The following is a 20,313-nucleotide window of genomic DNA, read 5'->3' as shown; positions in this document are numbered from 1 at the left end:
CGGGAAATTCTCAGCCGCCGTCGAGCTCCTGGAGTTGTTGCCGCACGCGGTCGGCGTCGTCGTCGCGCCTCTGCTCCCGGTACCGGTCCAGGGCTTCCCGCCACACCTGGCGGGCCTGGTCGTGATCGCCGTCGGCCAGGTGGGCGTGCCCGAGGTGGTCCAGGCAGTCCGCCTCCGAGCGGGTGAAGCCGTGGGCCCGGTGCAGTTCCAGCGCCCGGCGGTGGTGCTCCACCGCGCCGGGCCGGCCCGCGAGCCGGGTGCACCGGCCCAGGCTGTCCAGCATCTCGGCCTCGCCGAACCGGTCGTCTTGCGCGCGGTGCAGCTCTACGGCGAGCGCGAAACACGCGGACGCCTCGTCGTGATCGCCCGCCCGCAGGTGGCAGCGGCCCAGGCAGTGCAGGGCGTAGGCCTCGCCCTGTGCCAGACCCGCTTCCCGGCTCAACTGCCGGCAACGCGTGGCGTGTTCCCACACGCGCTCGTCGTCGCCCGCCTGTTCGAGCGTCCAGGCCAGCAGGAAGTGGGCGTGCGCCTCGTTCTGGACGTCGCCCAGGCGGATCGCGGCCTCCAGGGCGAGCGTCAGGTGGTGCTCGGCCTCGGCGTTCTCCCCGTTCCAGGTCAGGGCCGCCCCGAGGCACCCGTGCGTCCACGGCGTCACACCCGTCCCGGGAAGGCGGTCGGCGATCGTGAGGACCGTCCGCCACACGGCCACGTTCTCGGCGAAGCGCCCCAGCAGGATTCGTATGCCCTGCATGGACCACGCCAGTTGCCAGACGTGCTTGTGCCAGCCCCGTTCCAGCGCCACCTGCCCGGCGGCGGCCAGGTTCCGGTACTCGCTCCGGAACCAGTCCACCGCCTGGCGCGTCGTGGCCGGCGAGGGCGCGGCGGGCGCGGCGGATGGCCGTACGAAGATCGGCATCACCGCGTAGTGGGCCAACGGGTGCAACTGGAGCACGGCCGTCGCGCCCTCGCGCAGGTAGAAGTCGACGGTGCGGCGCAACGCGGCCCCGCGCTCGGCCTCGGTCAGCTCGTGGGCCGCCCGCTGGGCGGCGTAGCGCCGGATCAGGTCGTGCATCCGCCACCGGCCCGGGGTGTCCTCGATCAGCAGCGACGCCTGGGCGAGGCGGCGCAGCGCCTGCTGGGTGTCCGCCGCGGGCCGGTCCACGAGGCTCGCGGCGGCGTCGACGCCGATGTCGGGGCCGGGTGCGATCCCCAGGAGCGCGAACACCTCCCGTTGTGGCGGCGGGAGGCCGCGCAGCGACCAGGACAGCACGGTGGGCAGGCTGGCGGCCGGGTCCTCGCTGTCCAGGGCGTCCAGGCGGGTGGCCTCGTCGCGGAGCTCGGCGGACAGCGCGGCCAGCGGGAGGTCGGGGCGGGTGCGGGCGCGGGCGGCGATGATGGCCAGGGCCAGGGGGAATCCGCCGCAGACGTCGAGCAGGTGGTCGACGGCCTCGGGTTCGGAGTCGATCCGGGTGGTGGTGAGCCTCGTGCTGAGCAGCCGGTGGGCCTCGGTGCCGCCCAGCACGCCGAGGTCGACGTACTGGGCGTCGTGGGCGGTCACCAGGCTGTCGAAGCGGCGGCGGCTGGTCACCACCACCGCGCACCCGGCGTCGCCGGGCAGCAGCGGCGCGACCTGCTCGACGGTCGCGGCGTTGTCCAGCACGACCAGCACCCGCTTGCCGGCGACCAGGCTGCGGTAGAGCGCGGCCTGGGAGTGCAGGTCCGCCGGCACGCGGCCGGGGTCGACGCCCAGGCCGTCGAGGAACCCGCGCAGCGCCTCCGTCGACGGCATCGGCTCACCGGTGGGCGAGAAGCCGCACAGGTCGACGAACAACTGGCCGTCGGGGAACCGCTCCGCGTGCCGGTGCGCCCAGTGCAGCGCCAGCCAGGTCTTGCCGATCCCGCCGGCCCCGCCGATCGCGGAGATGAGCACCGTGGCGGCCCCGCCGGTGTCCAGGGCCCGGTCGATCCGGTCCGCCTCGTCCCGCCGACCGATGAACGGCGCGGGCGCGGCGGGCAGTTGGCGCGGGATCGTCCCCGCGTCGGTCGTCGGGCGGTCCAGCACCGCCGGGGTGCGCGGGTAGGGGTGGTCGGGCAGGGCGACCCAGGCGGTGTCCCGGACCTCCTTCACCCGCACCGCCACCGGCCGGAAGGTGGCCGGGTCGAGCACCGCCGAGTGGCGGACCACCTCGTCGAAGACCCACCGGGACACGAGGAGGGCGAGCGTGCCGGGGGAGTCCGCGAGCGCCTGCTTGAGCGGCGCGGCGTCGACCAGCCGGAACGCGGTGGTCAGCGAGGTCGAGGTCACGCCGTGGTGGTCGAAGGCGACCTCGCCCGCGTGCACGGCGAGCCGCAGCCGGAACCGCTGCTCGGGCGGTCCGGCGGCGTTGTGCTCCCGCAGCGCCGCCACCAGCGCCCAGGGCAGCACCTCGACCAGCGGCGTCTTGGGCACCTCGGGCGGGACGAGGACGACCAGGCCGTCGCCCCGGTCCTCGTGGTGGCAGTCGCGCAACCGCACCCCGGCCGCGCGCAGCGCGCGTTCGACCACCCGGTACAGGCCCGCGCGGGTGCCCAGTTGGTGCGGCAGGGTCCGCTGCCGGTCGCCGAAGCCCTCGACGTCGACGACCACGATCGTCCGGTGCACCGCCGACCCGGAAGCGGCCGTCACCGGGGCCTGACGGGGGTGTCCTGTCACGCCGTGCATCGTGCCGGTGCCCGGCTGTCACGCGCAGCACGAGCGGTGAGCAGCACCCGAACGCGGCAACGCCGGCACCAGCGGTGAGCGAAAGCCCACGACCTTCACCGCACGGCGGTGGGGCGCTCGTCGGTCCGCCGCGCCCGGACGAACAGGAAGACCGGCTTGGTGTTGAGCACCTCGAACAGGCCCGGTGAGGCGTCCGGGCCCTCCTGCGGGCGCGGCTCGTCCACGACGTCGATCGAGAACCCCGCCCGCCGCAGCGGCCCGAAGATCTCCGACAGCGGGCGGCGGTAGAGCTCGGCGGTCACCTGCCGCCCGGCCCAGTCCCAGGTCTCGCGGACCACTTCGACGCGGTGGTAGTCGGTCTGGTCGGACAGCGCCCACCCGGTGACGGGGTGGTGGACGGAGAGGACCAGGGCCCCGCCGGGCACCAGGCACCGGTGCGGCTCGGCGAGCAGGGGAGCCCAGTCCTCGATGTAGTGCAGCACCAGCGAGGCGGTCACCAGGTCGACGCCGGCGGTCGGCACGAGGGTCAGCGGCTGCTCCAGGTCGGCGACCTCCACGCGGGCGCGGGTGTCCAGCCGGCGTCGGGCGATGTCGACCAGGCGGGGTTCGCGGTCCAGGGCGACCACCTCGGCTCCCCGGTCGACCAGTTGTCCGGTGAGCACCCCGGCGGCGCACCCGAGTTCCAGGACGCGCTTCCCGGTGACGTCGCCGGCCAGGCGCAGGATCGCCGGCCGGTCGTACTGGGAGTTGGGGGCGTTGTTCTCGCAGAAGGCCGCGTAGAGCTCGGCGTTGTCGCGGTAGATCGACTGTTCCGGCACTCCTTCGAACGTAGCCGGGCCAATCGCTCAGAGCGAACGTCCGGGGGAAACAATCCCGAGCTCACGTTGGTTGAGCCGTACAGACTCAACTTTGGAGGATCGTCATGGGTGAGACCCTGGTGCTGCCGGTTCTGCCGCTGGACGACGTGGTCGTGCTCCCCGGCATGGTCGTGCCGATCCGGCTCACCGGCTCGGACGCCACCACCGAGGCGCGCGCCGCCGTCGAAGCCGCTTCGGCGGGTGAGGGCGAAGCCCGCGTGCTGCTCGTGCCACGCCTGGACGGCAAATACGCCAAGGCCGGCACGTTGGCGGTGATCGAGCAGGTCGGGCGGCTGTCCGGGGGTGAGCGGGCGGCGGTCGTGCGGGGCACCGAGCGGGTCCGGATCGGGACCGGCACCACCGGGCCCGGCGCGGCGCTGTGGGTGGAGGCCGTGGTCGCGGACGAGTCGCCCGCGGACGACCGGACGCGCGAACTGGCCCGCGAGTACCGGGCCCTGGTCACCACCATCCTCCAGCAGCGCGGCGCGTGGCAGGTGGTCGACTCGGTGCCGCCGGTGGACGAGCCGTCCGCGCTCGCCGACTTCGCCGGTTACGCCTCCTACCTGAGCGACGCGCGCAAGGTGTGGCTGCTGGAGACCGGCGACGTCGCCGAGCGGCTGGCGAAGCTGCTGGAGTGGGGGCGCGAGCACCTCACCGAGCTGGACGTGGCCGAGACCATCCGCAAGGACGTCAAGGAAGGCGTCGAGAAGCAGCAGCGCGAGTTCCTGCTGCGCCAGCAGCTCTCCGCGATCCGCAAGGAGCTCGCCGAGCTCGACGGCAAGCCCGCCACCGAGGAGCAGGACTACCGGGCCCGGGTCGAGGGCGCGGACCTGCCCGAGCACGTGCGCAAGTCGGCGCTCGCCGAGGTGGACAAGCTGGAGCGGACCTCCGACCAGTCACCCGAGACCGGGTGGATCCGGACCTGGCTGGACACCGTCCTGGAACTGCCGTGGAACTCCCGGACCGAGGACTCCTACGACATCGCGGGCGCGCGGGCGGTGCTGGACGCCGACCACGCGGGCCTGGACGACGTGAAGGAGCGGATCACCGAGTACCTCGCGGTGCGCCGCCGGCGGGCCGACCGGGGCATGGGCGTGGTCGGCGGGCGGCGGTCCGGCGCGGTGCTCGCGCTGGTGGGGCCGCCCGGGGTCGGCAAGACCTCGCTGGGCGAGTCGGTCGCGCGGGCCATGGGACGGGAGTTCGTCCGGGTCGCGCTGGGCGGGGTGCGGGACGAGGCCGAGATCCGGGGCCACCGGCGCACGTACGTCGGCGCGCTGCCCGGCCGGATCGTGCGGGCGGTCGCCGAGGCGGGCTCGATGAACCCCGTGGTGCTGCTGGACGAGATCGACAAGGTCGGCGCGGACTACCGGGGCGACCCCACGGCGGCGCTGCTGGAGGTCCTCGACCCGGCGCAGAACCACACCTTCCGGGACCACTACCTGGAGGTCGAGCTGGACCTGTCCGACGTGGTGTTCCTGGCCACGGCGAACGTCCTGGAGTCGATCCCCGGCCCGCTGCTGGACCGCATGGAACTCGTCCGGCTCGACGGCTACACCGAGGACGAGAAGGTCACCATCGCCCGCGAGCACCTGCTGCCGCGCCAGGTCGAGCGGGCCGGCCTGACCGGTGCCGACGTGGCGGTGACCGAGGACGCGTTGCGCAAGCTGGCCGGCGAGTACACCCGGGAGGCCGGCGTCCGGCAGTTGGAGCGGTCGCTGGCGCGCGTGCTGCGCAAGGTGACCGCGCGGGTCGCGCTCGACGAGGCCGCGTTGCCGGTGGCGGTGGACGTGCCCGACCTGCGCGGCTACCTGGGCTCGCCGAAGTTCACGCCGGAGTCGGCGGAGCGGACGGCGGTGCCGGGCGTGGCGACCGGGCTGGCGGTGACCGGGGCGGGCGGTGACGTGCTGTTCGTGGAGGCGTCGCTGGCCTCGCACGGCACCGGGTCGGCGGGCGTCACGCTCACCGGCCAGCTCGGCGAGGTGATGAAGGAGTCGGCCCAGATCGCGTTGTCCTACCTGCGGTCGCACGACAGCCGGGCGGCGGCGCTGGCCGACCGGGGCGTGCACATCCACGTGCCGGCGGGCGCGGTGCCCAAGGACGGGCCGTCGGCGGGCGTGACGATGACGACGGCGCTGGCGTCGCTGCTGTCCGGCCGGCCGGTGCGGGCGGACGTGGCGATGACCGGCGAGGTGTCGCTGACCGGGCGGGTGCTGCCGATCGGCGGGGTGAAGCAGAAGCTGCTGGCCGCGCACCGGGCGGGCATCACGACCGTGCTGCTGCCGCAGCGCAACGAGCCCGACCTGGACGACGTGCCGGAGGCGGTGCTCGACGCGCTGACCGTGCACCTGGTGCGCGACGTGCGCGAGGTGCTGGACCTGGCGCTGGAGTCCACGGCGGTGACCGCGGCGGCGTGAGGCCGGGCGACTGCTCGGCGGACCGGGCACCCCGGTCCGCCGAGCAGTCGGCTAGCGCAGGTTGCACAGCTCCAGCGGGCCGCCCTCGGGCGTCCGGCACGGCAAATAGCCCGCGTCCTTCATCCGGATGCGGGCGTCGTCGTGCTCGCGCGCGTACTTGATGAACTTGCCCGGCAACGAGTCCTCGGCCGGCTGCGCCTTGGTGTACAGGTATTCGACGGTCCAGAACCGGTAGCCCGAATCCACCCCGGACACCGCGTCGAACACCTTGCCGTCCAACGACAACGCGGTCAGCTCGGCGGTCTTGCGGGCCTCGGCCACCGATGGCGCGTCGGCGTACCCCACGGCCCCCTCCACGGCGGCGATCTCGCGCACCACGTCGCTGTTCTTGTCCCGCTCGCACCGGATCACCGGTGCCTGCGGGTCGCGGTCCCGGGAGCGGCAGTCGTTGGAGGACAGCGCGCCCTCCGTGGTGCCCAGCACGCGGCGCTCGAACAGCTCGCGGGTGCCGGACTCGCTGCCCCGGCCGATGACCCGGATCGGCAGCGGGTCGCCGCCGCGAAGCTGCTGCCAGTCGGTGTACCGGCCGGCGTAGATGCCGCGCAACTGGTCCAGGGTGAGCGCGTCGAGGCCCACCGAGTCGTGCACCACCACGTGGTAGACCACGATCGCCGCCTGCTGCCCCACCACCTCCGAGGTCTCCTGCCTGCCGTCCGCCAGCGCCACCAGCGCCGTGCCCGGGTCGGCCGCGGCGACCGCCCGGACGCCCGCGATGCTGCCGGTGGCCTCGGTCTGGACGTGCGCACCCGGGCACGCCTTCGCGTACTGCTCGGCGATCCGGGCCATGGTCGGCATGAACACGCTGGACCCCTCGACCCGCAGCGTGCCGGTCCCGCACGGGACGGTCGGGTCCCGCACGTCCGGCGTCCACGCGAGGGTCAGCACCAGCACGCCCGCCAGCAGCGCCGCCAGCCCGCCGGTCAGCCTCGGCAGGGTGAGGAACCGCTCCTGCTTCTCGTCGTGCAGCACGCCCGCGCCGCCCAGGCTCCCGGAGACCTTGACCTCCTTGCCGAGCTCGCCGTCGCGGTTGCCCTCCGGCTCGCGCAGCACGACCAGCAGCTTGAACTTCTGCTTGCGGCGCAACGTCAACCCGTCCAGCCGCACGCCGTGCCACACCGGTTCGGCCATCGCGGGCGGACGGTCCGGGCCGGAGCGGAACAGCCGGCCCACGCTCGACGCCATCCGCTCCCGCACGGTCGTCAGCGGCGCGCGGACCTGCCCCTCCTCCCGGCCGAAGAACTGGAGGCTGCGCCGCACCTCGGCGCGCAGCTCCTCCGAACCGGCCTCGGACACCCTGGCGTTCCACACCACGCGGGTGCCGAAGGTGAACGCCAGCGGCTTGTCGAAGTCGTCCGCGCCGATGTCGTAGGTGCCGGAGTTGCGCACCCGGATGACGACGATCGACATCCGGTCCAGCACCCGCACCAGCTCGCGGAGCTGCGGGGCGTGCGCGTCCGTCCCGTCGTGGAGCTGCTCGGGACCCAGCCCGATCTTGGAGTTGTACAGCACGCGGAACCCGACCCGCTTGCGGCGCACGAAGAGCCGGTCGATGACCGGGGTCGCGAACAGCAACGCGATCGCGAGCGCCACCGGGCCGGGACCACCGAGGAAGTCCAGCGCGGACCGCAGCATCTGCACACCGAATTCTCGGTCGCGGACCGGCCGCCCGGCCCGGACCCGGTCCGACGTTCACCGGGTCTTCACGCCCCCGCAAGGTCGTTACGGCCGGGTGGTGGCCAGGAAGTCCTCCAACGGGACCGGCGTCAGGCCGTCCTGCCTGCACCGGGCGAGGAACGCCACGAAGTCCTCGACGAACGTCTGCCGGAAGTGCATCAGCACGACGTCGCCCGCGTTCAGCTTCGCGCCCGCCTGGAACTGCACCACGCCGTCGTTCACCGCCGCCGTCCACATGACCAGCGCCGAGAAGCCGCAGTCGGTGGCCGCGCGCCGGGTGGTGGCGTCGTAGTTGCCGAACGGCGGCCGGAACAGCGCGGGCCGCACGCCCAACTGCCCCTGGAGGTAGTCGGCGTTGCCGCAGATCTCCTGCTTCTGGAACTCGTAGCCCTTGCCGTGGAGGTTCGGGTGGTTCGCGGTGTGCGCGTGCACCCGCGCCCCGGCCTGGTCCTGGAGCGCCTGGAAGAACGGCGGCCCGTCCCGCACGTGCTTGGTGTTGAGGAACAGCGACGGCCGCACGTTCGACGAGCGCATCAGCTCCAGCGCCGCCGGGTGCCGGACCGCGCCGTCGTCGATGGTGATGAACACGTACGGCTTGTCGGTCTCGATCCGGCGCACCACCGGCAGCAACCCGTCCGGCGAGGCGGGGACCGTCGCCTGGGCGGTGCCGTACTCGTACGGGTGCTGGAACACCGGCACCGTCGTGCCGCCCGGACCGGGGACCGCGGTGGGCGGTGTGGTGGTCGGCGCGGTCGTGGTGCTGCCGGGCGCGGTGACCGGCGGCGGGGCCACCGGTTCCGTGCCGCAGGACACCGTGACGACGGCCAGGGCAGCCGTGACCGCCACTCCGATCCTTCGAAGCATCGCTGGAGATCCCCCATGGGTTCGGCACCCCTGCGGAGTCAGGGAGCCGTGCCCTCATTTTGGGGCGTGCACCGGGCTTCCGAGGGTGGCCGGTGATGAATCTGCAACGCAGTTCACCCGACGGTAGGGTCCAGTTGACCCGATTGTGGAGGACTCCGATGAGCCTTGAGCGCCCGGTCGCTCCCGACCCCTACTCGCTGCTGCCCGCCACGGCGGCGTTCGCGGTGACGTCCGAGGACGTGCGCGACGGCGAGACCCTGCCCCAGGCCCAGGTGAACGCGGCCGGCGACACGTCGCCGGAGCTGTCCTGGACGGGCTTCCCGGCCGCGACGCGCAGCTTCGTGGTCACCTGCTTCGACCCGGACGCGCCCACCCCGTCCGGTTTCTGGCACTGGGTCGCGGTGAACCTCCCCGCGTCGACCACGTCGCTGGACACCGGCGCGGGCGCGTCCGACGACACCCTCCCGGGCGACGCGTTCCACGTGCGCAACGACTACGGCACCCGGTCCTTCGGGGGTGCCGCCCCGCCGCCCGGTGACCGGGCGCACCGGTACTTCTTCGTGGTGCACGCGGTGGACGTCGCCGAGCTGGACGTGACGCCGGACTCCTCGCCCGCCGCCGTGAGCTTCAACCTGGCCTTCCACACGCTGGCCCGCGCGATCATCACGCCCACCTACGCGAGCTGACCCGGGAATGAGCGCCCCGCGTCCGGGGTTCACCAGGACGTGAGGCACTTCGACCTGGTCATCATCGGCACCGGTTCCGGCAACTCGATCGCCGACGAGCGATTCGCGGGCTGGAACATCGCGATCGTCGAGAAGGGCGTGTTCGGCGGCACGTGCCTGAACGTCGGGTGCATCCCCACCAAGATGTTCGTGCACACCGCGGACCTGGCCGCGGCACCCGCCGTCGGCGCGCGCCTGGGCGTCGACGCGACGCTGGACGGCGTCCGGTGGACGGACGTGCGCGACCGGATCTTCGGTCGCATCGACCCGATCTCCACGGGCGGGCGGCACTGGCGGGCCGAGGACAACCCGAACACCACCCTGTTCGAGGGCACCGCCCGGTTCGTCGGCCCGAAGACCCTGGACACCGGCACCGGTGAGGTGATCACCGCCGACCGGTTCGTGCTCGCCGCGGGCTCCCGCCCGGTGGTGCCGGACGTCGCGGACCTCGCGTCGACCGGCTACCGCACGTCCGACACGATCATGCGGCTCGACGCCCTGCCCGCCCGGCTGACCATCCTCGGCAGCGGGTTCGTCGCGGCCGAGTTCGCGCACGTGTTCTCCTCGTTCGGCGTCGCGGTGACCGTCATCGGCCGCTCGGACGTGCTGCTGCGCCACGAGGACCGCGACGTCGCCGACCGCTTCACCTCCCTCGCGGAGCGGAAGTGGGACGTGCGCCTGGGCCGCAAGGCCGTGCGCGCCGAACGCGTCGACGGCGAGGTGCGGCTGCACCTGAAGGGCCCGGACGGGTCCGAGGTGGTGGCGTCGGACGAGCTGCTGGTGGCGGTCGGCCGCACGCCCAACTCCGACCTGCTCGACCTGGCCGCCGCCGGGATCGACGTGCACCCGGACGGGCGGATCGTGGTCGACGAGCACCAGCGGACGTCCGTCGACGGCGTCTACGCGCTCGGCGACATCAGCTCCGAGTACCAGCTCAAGCACGTGGCCAACCACGAGGCCAAGGTGGTGCAGCACAACCTGCTGCACCCCGACGCGCCGATCGCCGCCGACCACCGGTTCGTGCCCTCGGCGGTGTTCTCGTCGCCGCAGATCGCCTCCGTCGGGCTGACCGAGGAGCAGGCGGTGGCGCGCGGCGTCCGGTACGTGGCGGCGAAGCAGGACTACGCGGCCATCGCCTACGGCTGGGCGATGGAGGACACCACCGGGTTCGCCAAGGTGCTGGCCGACCCGGCGACCGGGCAGATCCTGGGCGCGCACATCATCGGACCGCAGGCCTCCAGCGTGATCCAGCCGATCGTGCAGGCGATGAGCTTCGGACTGGACGCGAAGTCGATGGCGCGCGGCCAGTACTGGATCCACCCCGCCATGCCCGAGGTCGTGGAGAACGCGTTGCTCGGTCTCGACCTGGACTGATCACGGCCCGCCCGATCACTCCGGCGAAGTGCACCGCAGGTCGGTGTCCACCAGGGGGATCGCCACCGCCGGATCGCCACCGCCGGTCCGGTCACCCCTCCCGGAACAGGTCGTTCGTCTGTGCGATGGCCGCGACCTGGTCGGGGGTGCCGGACATGATCGTGCGGACGTTCGCCGTCACCAGCTCGATCGGCCAGTCCCACCACGCGGCGCGCAGCAGCAGGTCGACGCCCTCGTCGGAGTAGCGCTGCTTGACCGGGCGGGCCGGGTTGCCGCCGACCACGGTGTAGGGCGGCACGTCCGACGTCACCACTGCGCCGGTCGCGATGATCGCGCCGTCGCCGATGCGCACACCCGGCATGACGAGGGTGCGGTAGCCGAACCAGACGTCGTTGCCGACCACCGTGTCGCCGCGCGTCTCCATGCCCGTCATGAGGTCGAGGGTGCTCTCGGCCCACGAGCCGCCGAAGATCGTGAAGGGGAACGTGGAGACGCCGGTGGTCAGGTGGTTCGCGCCGGCCATGATGAAGCGGGTGTCGGTGGCCAGGGCGCAGAACCGGCCGATGACCAGTTTTTCCGCGCCGTACCCGTAGAGCACGTTGCGGGTGGCGAACTCGGTGGCGCGGTCCGGGTCGTCGTAATAGGTGTAGTCGCCGACCTCGATGGTCGGGGAGTCCTCCAGCAGCGGTTTGAGCAGCACCACGCGGGGGTGGTCGGGCAGGGGGTGCAGGACGTTCGGGCTGGGCGTCAAGGCGACTCCTATCGCAACTCGTGTTGCGTTAAGACTGGCACGCGACTCGGCCTAAATGCAACTGCTGTTGCGTTAAGATGGCGGTGCCTCCGCACGAGAACGGGAGTTTCGTGACCAACCGACCCGGTGGGCGTTCCGCCCGCGTCCGCGCCGTCGTGCTCGAAGCCACCTACGCCGAGCTCGTCCGGTGCGGTTACCTCGGCATGACCGTCGAGAACGTGGCCGACCGCGCCGGCGTGCACAAGACGACCGTCTACCGCCGTTGGGGCACCGTCGACGTCCTCATCGCCGACGCCCTCGACAGCAGCCGCGACGTCGAGTGGCCCGCCCCCGACACCGGTTCGCTCGAAGGCGACCTGATCGCCATCGCGACGGAGGTCGTGGACGTCTTCACCGACCCCGCCCGCAGCGCCGTCCCCGAGGCGGTCGTCACGGCGGCCTTGCAGTCGAGTCGCGCGCGCCAGGCCAAGAAGGACTTCTACGCCTCCCGGCACGCCCAGGCCGCCGTCGTGGTCACCCGGGCGATCCAGCGCGGCGAGCTCGCGGCGGACACCGACGCGGTCGAGTTGATCCGCTTCACCTGCGCCCCGCTCTACTACCGGATCTTCATCACCGGCGAGCCGATCGACCACGCGGCGGCCGAACGGGCGGCCCGCGCGGCGCTCGTCGCCGCGCGGGCCGGCCTCCTGGCCGCCGCCCCGAACGCCTGACGGCCGAGGACGGGGAAGAGGACGGGGACGGCGCTCGGCGCTAGACCTGGTCGAGGAACTCGTCGACCTCGGCCAACGCCCGTTCCCGCACCGGCCCGGCGGACAGGAACAGGTCGTGCATCCCGTTGTCCACCTGCACGACGGTCACGTCCGGGCCGATCTTCGGGGCCCACCGCTGCATGTGCTCGACGTCCAGCACGGTGTCCGCCGTCATCGCCTCGGGCGACCACCGCTTGGCGTGCAGGAGGCTGCGGTTGGAGCGCAGCACCAGCACCGGCACCCGCACGTCCAGCCCCCGGTGCAGTTGCGCCTGGGCCCGGCGCACCGCGCGCAGCCAGCCCGCGAGCACCGGGAACGCCTCGATCGGTTTCCACGTCGTGTCGAAGTCCCACTCCCCGTGGTGGTCGGCGTGGATGCTCTCGCCGTACACCGGGCCCAGGCCCTTCTTCAGCACCACCCTCGGCGCGACCCGGCCGATGCCGCGGATGAACGCGGTGCCGACGGTCCGGGTGATCCACGGCTCGGCCAGGTCGAGCCACGGGCTGTTGAGCACCAACGCGTCCAGCACGTCGTCCGCACGTCGTTCGTGCGCCCACAGGGCCGTGATCAGCCCGCCGGTCGAGTGGCCCATCACCACCAGCCGCTCGTGGTGGTCCTCCTCGCGGATCACCCGGACCGCCGCGTCGATCTCCTCGAAGTGCGCGGCCAGGTCCGCCACGTAGTTCGCGGGACCGCCGGGCTTGAGGGACCGGCCGTACGCGCGCAGGTCGATCGCGTAGAAGTCGAAGCCGCGCGCGGCGAAGTGCTCGGCGACGTGCGCTTGGAAGAAGTAGTCGGCGAAGCCGTGGACGTAGAGCACGGCACCCCGGGTCGCGGGCCGGGCGCGGTGGTGGACCAGGGTCGCGACCGCGTCCCCGCCGCCCAGCGGCAGCGTCCGGGTCTCGTAGTCGGTACCGAGCACGTCAGCGGTCATCGCGCCAGTGTGCACGCCGATTGCGCCTTTCGGGCAGATGCCGGTGGCGGGTCGTGGCAGTCTGGAAGGCATGAGCGAGGAGATCGAGCGGTCGACGGCGCGTGTGCGGTTCCCGGGCATCAGCCCGCGGGCCTACGAACACCCGGTCGACAGGGGGGCGTTGGCGGTTCTGCGCGCGGTGCCGGGAATCGGACCCGTGTTGCAGGCAGTGGCGGGTGCGTTCACCGAAAGAGGTGAACGGCTGATGTACGTGGCTTCCGCGATCCGCGTGGGGCCGAAGCAGTACCCGGATCTGGACCGGCTCCGGTTGGAAGCGGCGGCGGCGCTGGACCTCGACCCGGTGCCGGAGCTGTTCGTGCAGCGCGACCCGCAGGTGTACGCGCGGACGCTGGGCATCGACAAGCCGTTCATCGTGCTGTCGACCGGTCTGCTGGAGCTGCTGGACAACGACAGCCGGCGGTTCGTGATCGGCCACGAGATGGGCCACGTGCTGTCCGGGCACGCGCTGTACCAGACCATCCTGTTCCGGCTGATGGAGCTCCAGCACGGGCTGGGCTGGATGCCGGCCGGGTTCTGGGCGGTGCGCGCGGTGATCGCGGCGCTGCTGGAGTGGTACCGCAAGACCGAGCTGAGCTGCGACCGGGCCGGGCTGCTGGTCTGCCAGGACCCCGCGGCGGCGCTGCGGGTGCACGTGGCGCTGGCCGGCGGCATGGACCTGTCCCAGGTGGACACCGCCGAGTTCCTCAAGCAGGCCAAGGAGTACCAGCAGGTCGAGGACGTCCGCGACAGCCTGCTCAAGCTGATCAAGACCTGGCGCAGCACGCACCCGATGGCCGTCGTGCGGGCCGCCGAGCTCCAGCGCTGGGCGGCGGGCGAGGAGTACCGGGAGATCCTCACCGGCACCTACCCGAGGCGGGACGACGACCGGCCCGCCTCGACCTTCACCGAGGACCTCAAGTCCGCCGCGAAGTCCTACAAGGACTCCGCGGAGCGCTCCGAGGACCCGCTCGTCAAGGTGCTCAACGAGGTCGGCGACGTGCTGGTCGGTGCGGCGGACAAGGTGCGGTCGAAGTTCAACGGCCAGTAGGCCGAACGTGTGCAACCGGACGTTCATTGGGCTGAACGGCCGAGCGCGGTCGTACGTCCGGGCTAGCCTCTGATTCGTTGCTCTGATCAGAGGAGGGGCTGTGCGGTCGTTTGTGGTTGCGCTGGTCTTGGTTCTGCTGGGCGGGGGCGCGGCGAGTGCCGATCCCAGGGTGGTGGGTGGCTCGCGGGTGTCGATCGGCGACTACCCGTGGGTCGTCTACCTGGCCGACACGGGCGGTCGGCAGTTCTGCGGCGGGACGCTGGTCGCGCCGACCAAGGTGCTGACCGCCGCGCACTGCACGGTCGGGCTCGCGCCCAAGGTCTCCCGGGTGGTCGTGGGCCGCGAGGACAAGTCCGACAACTCCCGGGGCGAGGCGGTGCCGGTGACCGCGGTCTGGACGCACCCCGCCTACCAGTCCGCCGACCCGGGCAACGACGTCGCCGTGCTGACGCTGGCGCGCGCCTCGGCGGCGCGACCGCTGGCGTTGGCGGACGGCCCGGCGCTGTACGCGGCGGGCACCCCGGCGGTCGCGCTGGGCTGGGGCCGCACGTCCGAGCAGGGCGCGACGTCGAGGTACCTGCGGGGCGTGGGCGTGCCGGTGGTGTCGGACGAGTCCTGCCGGCAGGCGTACTCCATGTTCAAGCCGGCGTCGATGGTGTGCGCCGGGCTCCCCGAGGGCGGCCGGGACACCTGCCAGGGCGATTCGGGCGGTCCGCTGGTGGCGGGCGGGAAGCTGATCGGCGTCACGTCGTGGGGCGAGGGCTGCGCGCGCAGGGGCAAGCCCGGCGTCTACGTGAGGGTCGCGGCCTACCGCGCGGTGATCGAGGATCAGTTTCACACCGTCGGGTGACATCCCGCGCCGCCGGGTGGCGAGCTGTCGATCACCTGGCTTGGGTGTCCTGGTATGCGGACATCGATAGCAGTGCTGCTCGCCCTGGTGGTCTTCGCCCCGCACGCGGCGGCGTCGGACGCGGTGGGGTCCGACGCGGTGGAGCCGAGGGTGGTCGGCGGCACGGTCGTCGCGGACGGCGAGGAGTACCCGTACGTGGTGGCCCTCGTGCAGCCGGACGGTCAGCAGTTCTGCGGTGGCGCGCTGGTCTCGCCGACCCGGGTGGTGACCGCCGCGCACTGCACGGCGGACACCGCGCCGGGCGACTTCCTGGTCGTGGGCGGTCGGCTCGACCTGGGCGAGGAGCGGGGGACCGTGTCCGAGGTGGTGGAGGTGGAGAACCACCCCGACTACGTCGGCGCGGAGAGCGGCGACGACATCTCGTGGATCACCACCGCGAGCGCGTTCCCGTACGAGCCGGTCGGGCTGCCCGGTCGCGGCGAGGACCTGTACCGGGCCGGCACGGTGGGCACCGTGCTGGGCTGGGGCCGCACGTCCGAGGGCGGGCAGCAGAGCGAGCGGTTGCGCGAGGCGGACATCCCGATCACGTCGAACGCGTCGTGCGCCGAGGCCTACGACGGCTACGACAAGACCACGATGTTCTGCGCGGGCTACCCGGAGGGTGAGGTCGACGCCTGCCAGGGCGACTCGGGCGGGCCGTTCGTGGTGGACGGCAAGCTGGTCGGGATCGTGTCGTGGGGCGTCGGGTGCGCCCGGCCGGGCAAGCCCGGGGTCTACACGCGCGTCGCCCACTACACGTGACCGGTCCGGCCGCCGGAGTCGTGTGCCGCGACTCCGGCAGCCGGAGGGCGGTTGGCCGGCCCCGTCAGTTGGCCCCGTCAGCCGGTCCCGTCAGACGACCAGGCCGACCGACATGGTCAGGAAGACCGCCGCGCACACGGCGTCCAGGGCCGTGGTCACGCCGGGCCGGCGCAGCCGCCGTCCCATGCTGCTCGCCGCGAGCACGATCATCAGCTCCCACACCGCCGCCAGCCCGAGGAAGACCACCGCGAGCAGGGTGAGCTGCGCCGCCGGGCTGCCGGTGCCGATGAACTGCGGCAGGAACGCCAGGCTGAACAGCAGCATCTTCGGGTTGGTGATGTTGGTCAGGAACCCCTGGCGGAACGGCCGGTCGGCCACGACCGCGCGGTCGCCGTCCTCGGCGGCACCACGCCGCAGCAGTCCGCGCGCGATGCTCAGCGCCAGGTAGAGCAGGTAGGCCGCGCCGGCCCACTTGAGGGCGGTCAGCACCGCCGGGTACTCGGCGATCAGCACGCCCAGGCCGGAGATGACCAGCGCCACCTGCACGGCCGCCGCGGTGTGGATGCCCGCCAGCGCCCACAGGCCCGCCCGGGTGCCCGCGCGCATCGACGTCCGCAGCAGGAGGAAGGCGTCCACGCCGGGCGTGAGCACGACCACCGCGCAGGCGATCAGGAACGTCGGTAGCTGGGTGAAGTCCAGTTGCATGGGTTTCCCCTCCCTCGATGGCCGGACAGATAGGCGTGATCTGCCTCACGGGCCGGCAAATTTCCGGCGCTATGGGATTCTAACAAGAGATTTTCCGGATTTGGTACCACCCTGGCGCATCCGCTACGGTTCGTGGCCACTCCGACGCACGCGGTGATCCCTCCGCCGTCCGCACTAAGGAAGTGCTCCATGCGCCTCAGCGCCCTGGTCCTGACCGCCCTCCTGCTGAGCGCGCTGCCCGCCCAGGCCGTGGTGGGCGGCCAGAGCGCCCCGGACACCCCGTGGGCGGTCGCGCTGTTCGACGCGCGGGGCAACTTCTTCTGCGGCGGCGTGCTCGTCGCGCCCCAGAAGGTCCTCACCGCCGGCCACTGCACGATCGAGCACGCCACGCTCCAGGACCGCGACCGGCGGCCCGCCGACTTCCGCGTGGTCGTCGGCCGGCGCGACCTGGACACCCGCGCCGGCCGCCAGGTCGCGGTGCGCGAGGTCCACCGGCACCCGGCGTTCCGGACCGTGGCCGAGGGCGACGACCTGGCCGCCCTCACGCTCGCCGAGCCGGTCGCGTTCCAGCCGATCGGCGTGGGCGAGGCCCGCGCGGGCGACCGGGCGACCGTGCTGGGCTGGGGCCGCACCACCGAGCTGGCCGCGCCGAGCCGGACGCTGCGCCAGGTGGACCTGCCGGTGTGGGCGGATGCCGAGTGCGCGAAAGCCGTCAACGGTTATCGCCCGGAGGCGATGGTCTGCGCCGGCTACCCGGAGGGCGGCAAGGACGCCTGCGAAGGCGACTCCGGCGGGCCGCTCGTCGTGGACGGCCTGCTGGTAGGGGTCGTCTCCTACGGTCACGGCTGCGCGCGGGCGGGCGAGCCGGGCGTCTACACGAGGGTGAGCCACTACCTCGGGCAACTCTGAGACTGTGGTACCAACGCGGTGTGCGCTCGCATCCCCATCCGGCCACACTGCGCCGCAAGTGGTCAGCGGATCTGACCTCCGCGCAGCTCTACGCCCTGCTCAAACTGCGCGGCGAGGTCTTCGTGGTCGAGCAGTCCTGCCCCTACCCGGACCTGGACGGCCGCGACCTGGAATCTGATACCAGGCACTTCTGGCTGGAGTCGGACGGCTCACCGCAGCCGCAGGCCTACCTGCGGCTGCTGGAGGAACCCGACGGCACGTTCCGGATCGGCCGGGTCTGCACGGCGCGGGCCGCGCGCGGGCGCGGCTACAGCCGGCGGCTGGTGGAGGCCGCGCTGGTCGAGGTCGGCCGGCGGGTGTGCGTGCTGGACGCGCAGACCTACGTGGCCGACTTCTACGCCTCGTTCGGGTTCATGCCCGAGGGTGCGGAGTTCATCGAGGACGGGATACCGCACCTGCGGATGCGCCGGTCTCGCTGATCACCCGCACGGCCCGCGCCACGTCGTCCTCGGTCAGGTCGGCCCGCGCGGTCAGCCGCAGCCGGGAGACCTGGTCGGGGACCGACGGCGGCCGGAAGCAGCCGACCCGCACGCCCTGCGCCCGGCACGCCTCGGCCCAGTCCAGCGCCGCCTCGGCCGAGGGTGCCCGCACCGAGATCACCGCCGCGCTCGGGTTGCTGACCGGCAGGCCCCTGTCCCGCAGGCGGGCGGCCAGGTCCTGCGCCACGGCCAGGGCGCGCGCCGGGCGGTCCGGCTCCTCGCGCAGCACCTTCAGCGCGGCCAGCGCCGCCGCCACGCTGCCCGGTGCGAGCGCGGTGTCGAAGATGAACGGCCGCGCGGTGTCCACCAGGTGCCTGATCACCCGGCCGGGGCCGAGCACCGCGCCGCCCTGCGCGCCCAGCGACTTGGACAGCGTCACGGTCGTCACCACGTCCGCGGCCTTCGCCAGGCCGGCGGCGTGCACCGCACCCCGGCCACCCTCGCCGAGTACGCCCAGGCCGTGCGCGTCGTCCACGACCAGCCCCGAGCCGTGCTCCCGGCAGGCCGCGACCAGCTCGACCAGCGGGGCCAGGTCGCCGTCCACCGAGAACACCGAGTCGGTGACCACCAGCGCCCGCCGCTTGCCCCGGGTGGACAGCGCGTGCCCGACCTGCGGCACGTCGCAGTGCCCGGCCACCACCACGTCCGCCTTGGACAGCCGGGTGCCGTCGATCAGCGACGCGTGGATGTGCTGGTCGGCCACGATCGCGGTGCCCGGACCGGACAGGGCGGTGAGCGCGGCCAGGTTCGCCAGGTAGCCGGAGGAGAACACCAGCGCCGACTGCGCACCGCAGAAGTTCGCGAGCTCGTACTCCAGCTCGGTGTGCAGCTCGGTCGAACCGGTGACCAGCCGGGAGCCCGTGGCACCCGCGCCCCAGCGCAGCGAGGCCGCCGCCGCCGCGCCCATCACCCGCTTGTCGCGGGCCATTCCGAGGTAGTCGTTGGACGCCAGGTCCAGGTCCGTCGACTCGGCCGGGCGGGGGCGCACCCGGCGGGCCAGCCCGGCTTTCGCGCGGGCTTCCGCGCGGGTGTCGATCCAGTCGAACACCGACTCGGGTCCGGTCGCCGCCTCTGTGCTCACACTCACGCCGGGAGTGTCGCACCCGGCCGTTAACGTCCCGGCGTGGACCTCTTCCAGCTCGGTTCCGAAGACCTGCGCTCGCTGCGCGTGAACGCACCGGTGCACCGGGACGAGGCCACCGGCCTGTGGCTGGTCAGCCGGTACCACGACGTGCGCGCGGTGCTGGCCGACCCGCGTCGGTTCCACCCGGACAACGCGCTCACCGCGGTCACCGCCATCCCGCGCCCGGTGCTGCGGGTGCTGGCCCGCGCGGGTTTCTCCCTGCCGCCGACGCTGGCCAACAACGGCACCGACTCCCACGCCGGGCTGCGCCGGCTCGTCGCCCGGTTCCTCACGCCCGCCCGGGTGGCGGCGCTGCGACCGCGGATCGCCGAGCTGGCGCGCGAGCGGCTCGCCGGCCTGACCGGTCCGGTCGCCGACCTGCACCCCGCGCTGGCCCGCGACCTGCCCGCCATCGTGCTGATGGAGGTGCTGGGCGTCGAGGACGTCGACGTCCCGCTGCTCAAGCGGTGGGGCGCGGCGTCGCTGGAGCTGTTCTGGGGCAACCCGTCCCCCGAGCGCCAGCACGAGCTGGCGACGCCGACCGCCGAGTTCCACCGCTGGCTGACCCGCCGGCTGCGGGCCGCGCGCGGCGACGACGACCTGTTCGGCGCGCTGCGCGACGTGCCGGTCCGGGAGGCGGCCGGGCTCTGCTACTTCCTGTTCATCGCCGGCCAGGAGACGACCACCCAGTTGCTGTGCGCGGTGTTCGACGCGGTGCTGCGGCAGGGCGACCTGTGGTCGCGGCTGGGCGAGCCGGGCCTGGCCGGGCGGGTGGTGGAGGAGGTGTTGCGCCGCGACCCGCCGGTCAGCACCTGGCGGCGGGTGGCGGCCGAGCCGGTGGTGCTCTCCGGCGTGGCCGTGCCGGCGGGCGCGCCGCTGCTGCTGATGCTGGCGGGCACCGGGTCCGACCCGGAGGTGTTCGCGGACCCGGACCGGCTGTGCCCGGTGCGGCCGAACGCGCGCAAGCACCTGGCGTTCGGCTTCGGCCGGCACTTCTGCCTCGGCGCGGGGCTGGCCCGGCTGGAGGCGGAAGTGGTGGTGCGGGAGGCGTTCGAGCGCTTCCCGGATCTGCGCCTGGCCTCCGCCGAGCCGCCGCCGATGCTCGGGCTGCTGTCCTTCCGCGCACCGCTCGCCGTCCGGGTCGCGCTGAACGGATAGCGCTGGACCGGGCCGTGATCCGGTCGTGCGCGGGTCGT

18 protein-coding genes are annotated in these 20,313 nt (G+C 73.1%); 10 read left to right on the top strand and 8 right to left on the bottom strand.

Annotated elements, in window-relative coordinates:
* Positions 1 to 10: 10 nt before the first annotated feature.
* Together AB0G01_RS14110 and AB0G01_RS14105 are read right to left on the bottom strand one after the other, a co-directional pair.
* A complete protein-coding gene (locus AB0G01_RS14110; RefSeq protein WP_360944354.1) occupies positions 11 to 2,692 on the bottom strand; it encodes a tetratricopeptide repeat protein in 2,682 nt (893 codons plus the stop codon).
* A gap of 104 nt (positions 2,693 to 2,796) precedes the next feature.
* Positions 2,797 to 3,519 (bottom strand): methyltransferase domain-containing protein, encoded by a 723-nt coding sequence (locus AB0G01_RS14105; RefSeq protein WP_360944351.1) that lies wholly within the window; start codon positions 3,517 to 3,519, stop codon positions 2,797 to 2,799.
* A gap of 104 nt (positions 3,520 to 3,623) precedes the next feature.
* Here AB0G01_RS14105 and lon point away from each other — a divergent pair, with 104 nt between their 5' ends.
* Positions 3,624 to 5,972, top strand: coding sequence for an endopeptidase La (lon, locus tag AB0G01_RS14100; protein WP_360944348.1), 2,349 nt, complete (start codon positions 3,624 to 3,626; stop codon positions 5,970 to 5,972).
* Between the two features lie 51 nt (positions 5,973 to 6,023).
* Here the strand turns inward: lon and AB0G01_RS14095 are convergent, their stop codons facing one another.
* Together AB0G01_RS14095 and AB0G01_RS14090 are read right to left on the bottom strand one after the other, a co-directional pair.
* Positions 6,024 to 7,664: a substrate-binding domain-containing protein gene (locus AB0G01_RS14095; RefSeq protein WP_360945253.1), complete on the bottom strand. Its 1,641-nt coding sequence runs from the start codon at positions 7,662 to 7,664 to the stop codon at positions 6,024 to 6,026.
* A gap of 87 nt (positions 7,665 to 7,751) precedes the next feature.
* Positions 7,752 to 8,552, bottom strand: a complete 801-nt coding sequence (locus tag AB0G01_RS14090; protein WP_360944345.1) for a polysaccharide deacetylase family protein — start codon at positions 8,550 to 8,552, stop codon at positions 7,752 to 7,754.
* Positions 8,553 to 8,728: 176 nt separating this feature from the next.
* Between AB0G01_RS14090 and AB0G01_RS14085 the strand changes: the two genes are divergently transcribed.
* Positions 8,729 to 9,256, top strand: coding sequence for a YbhB/YbcL family Raf kinase inhibitor-like protein (locus AB0G01_RS14085; RefSeq protein ID WP_360944342.1), 528 nt, complete (start codon positions 8,729 to 8,731; stop codon positions 9,254 to 9,256).
* Between the two features lie 39 nt (positions 9,257 to 9,295).
* Positions 9,296 to 10,669: a mycothione reductase gene (locus AB0G01_RS14080; protein ID WP_360944339.1), complete on the top strand. Its 1,374-nt coding sequence runs from the start codon at positions 9,296 to 9,298 to the stop codon at positions 10,667 to 10,669.
* 91 nt (positions 10,670 to 10,760) lie between these two features.
* On the opposite strand, the gene AB0G01_RS14075 is transcribed toward AB0G01_RS14080, so the two are convergent.
* Positions 10,761 to 11,420, bottom strand: coding sequence for a CatB-related O-acetyltransferase (locus AB0G01_RS14075; protein WP_360944336.1), 660 nt, complete (start codon positions 11,418 to 11,420; stop codon positions 10,761 to 10,763).
* 110 nt (positions 11,421 to 11,530) lie between these two features.
* Here AB0G01_RS14075 and AB0G01_RS14070 point away from each other — a divergent pair, with 110 nt between their 5' ends.
* The gene (locus tag AB0G01_RS14070) at positions 11,531 to 12,130 is read left to right on the top strand and encodes a TetR/AcrR family transcriptional regulator C-terminal ligand-binding domain-containing protein (protein WP_360944333.1); all 600 of its coding nucleotides are present in this window, start codon (positions 11,531 to 11,533) and stop codon (positions 12,128 to 12,130) included.
* Positions 12,131 to 12,170: 40 nt separating this feature from the next.
* Here the strand turns inward: AB0G01_RS14070 and AB0G01_RS14065 are convergent, their stop codons facing one another.
* Positions 12,171 to 13,103 carry an alpha/beta hydrolase gene (locus AB0G01_RS14065; protein WP_360944330.1) on the bottom strand — a complete coding sequence of 311 codons (933 nt, stop codon included), beginning with the start codon at positions 13,101 to 13,103 and terminating at the stop codon, positions 12,171 to 12,173.
* A gap of 70 nt (positions 13,104 to 13,173) precedes the next feature.
* Between AB0G01_RS14065 and AB0G01_RS14060 the strand changes: the two genes are divergently transcribed.
* From AB0G01_RS14060 to AB0G01_RS14050, 3 genes are all read left to right on the top strand, one after another.
* The gene (locus tag AB0G01_RS14060) at positions 13,174 to 14,190 is read left to right on the top strand and encodes a M48 family metallopeptidase (protein WP_360944327.1); all 1,017 of its coding nucleotides are present in this window, start codon (positions 13,174 to 13,176) and stop codon (positions 14,188 to 14,190) included.
* A gap of 100 nt (positions 14,191 to 14,290) precedes the next feature.
* On the top strand, positions 14,291 to 15,040 hold the full coding sequence (locus AB0G01_RS14055) for a serine protease (protein WP_360944324.1): 750 nt from the start codon (positions 14,291 to 14,293) through the stop codon (positions 15,038 to 15,040).
* A gap of 54 nt (positions 15,041 to 15,094) precedes the next feature.
* Positions 15,095 to 15,841: a serine protease gene (locus tag AB0G01_RS14050; protein WP_360944321.1), complete on the top strand. Its 747-nt coding sequence runs from the start codon at positions 15,095 to 15,097 to the stop codon at positions 15,839 to 15,841.
* A 90-nt stretch (positions 15,842 to 15,931) separates the two neighbouring features.
* On the opposite strand, the gene AB0G01_RS14045 is transcribed toward AB0G01_RS14050, so the two are convergent.
* A complete protein-coding gene (locus AB0G01_RS14045) occupies positions 15,932 to 16,546 on the bottom strand; it encodes a LysE family translocator (RefSeq protein ID WP_360944318.1) in 615 nt (204 codons plus the stop codon).
* 189 nt (positions 16,547 to 16,735) lie between these two features.
* Between AB0G01_RS14045 and AB0G01_RS14040 the strand changes: the two genes are divergently transcribed.
* Positions 16,736 to 17,455 carry a serine protease gene (locus tag AB0G01_RS14040; RefSeq protein WP_360944315.1) on the top strand — a complete coding sequence of 240 codons (720 nt, stop codon included), beginning with the start codon at positions 16,736 to 16,738 and terminating at the stop codon, positions 17,453 to 17,455.
* Positions 17,456 to 17,475: 20 nt separating this feature from the next.
* Positions 17,476 to 17,934 (top strand): GNAT family N-acetyltransferase, encoded by a 459-nt coding sequence (locus AB0G01_RS14035; RefSeq protein WP_360944312.1) that lies wholly within the window; start codon positions 17,476 to 17,478, stop codon positions 17,932 to 17,934.
* On the opposite strand, the gene AB0G01_RS14030 is transcribed toward AB0G01_RS14035, so the two are convergent.
* Positions 17,888 to 19,075, bottom strand: coding sequence for an 8-amino-7-oxononanoate synthase (locus tag AB0G01_RS14030; protein WP_360945250.1), 1,188 nt, complete (start codon positions 19,073 to 19,075; stop codon positions 17,888 to 17,890). The two genes, AB0G01_RS14035 and AB0G01_RS14030, sit on opposite strands and share 47 nt — an antisense overlap.
* 42 nt (positions 19,076 to 19,117) lie before the next feature.
* Between AB0G01_RS14030 and AB0G01_RS14025 the strand changes: the two genes are divergently transcribed.
* Entirely contained in the window at positions 19,118 to 20,275 is a 1,158-nt protein-coding gene (locus AB0G01_RS14025) for a cytochrome P450 (RefSeq protein ID WP_360944309.1), read from the top strand.
* Positions 20,276 to 20,313: the final 38 nt, after the last annotated feature.

Source organism: Actinosynnema sp. NPDC023587, assembly GCF_040640215.1.
Taxonomy (GTDB): domain Bacteria; phylum Actinomycetota; class Actinomycetes; order Mycobacteriales; family Pseudonocardiaceae; genus Actinosynnema.
This window is presented reverse-complemented; position numbering and strand designations above follow the sequence as displayed.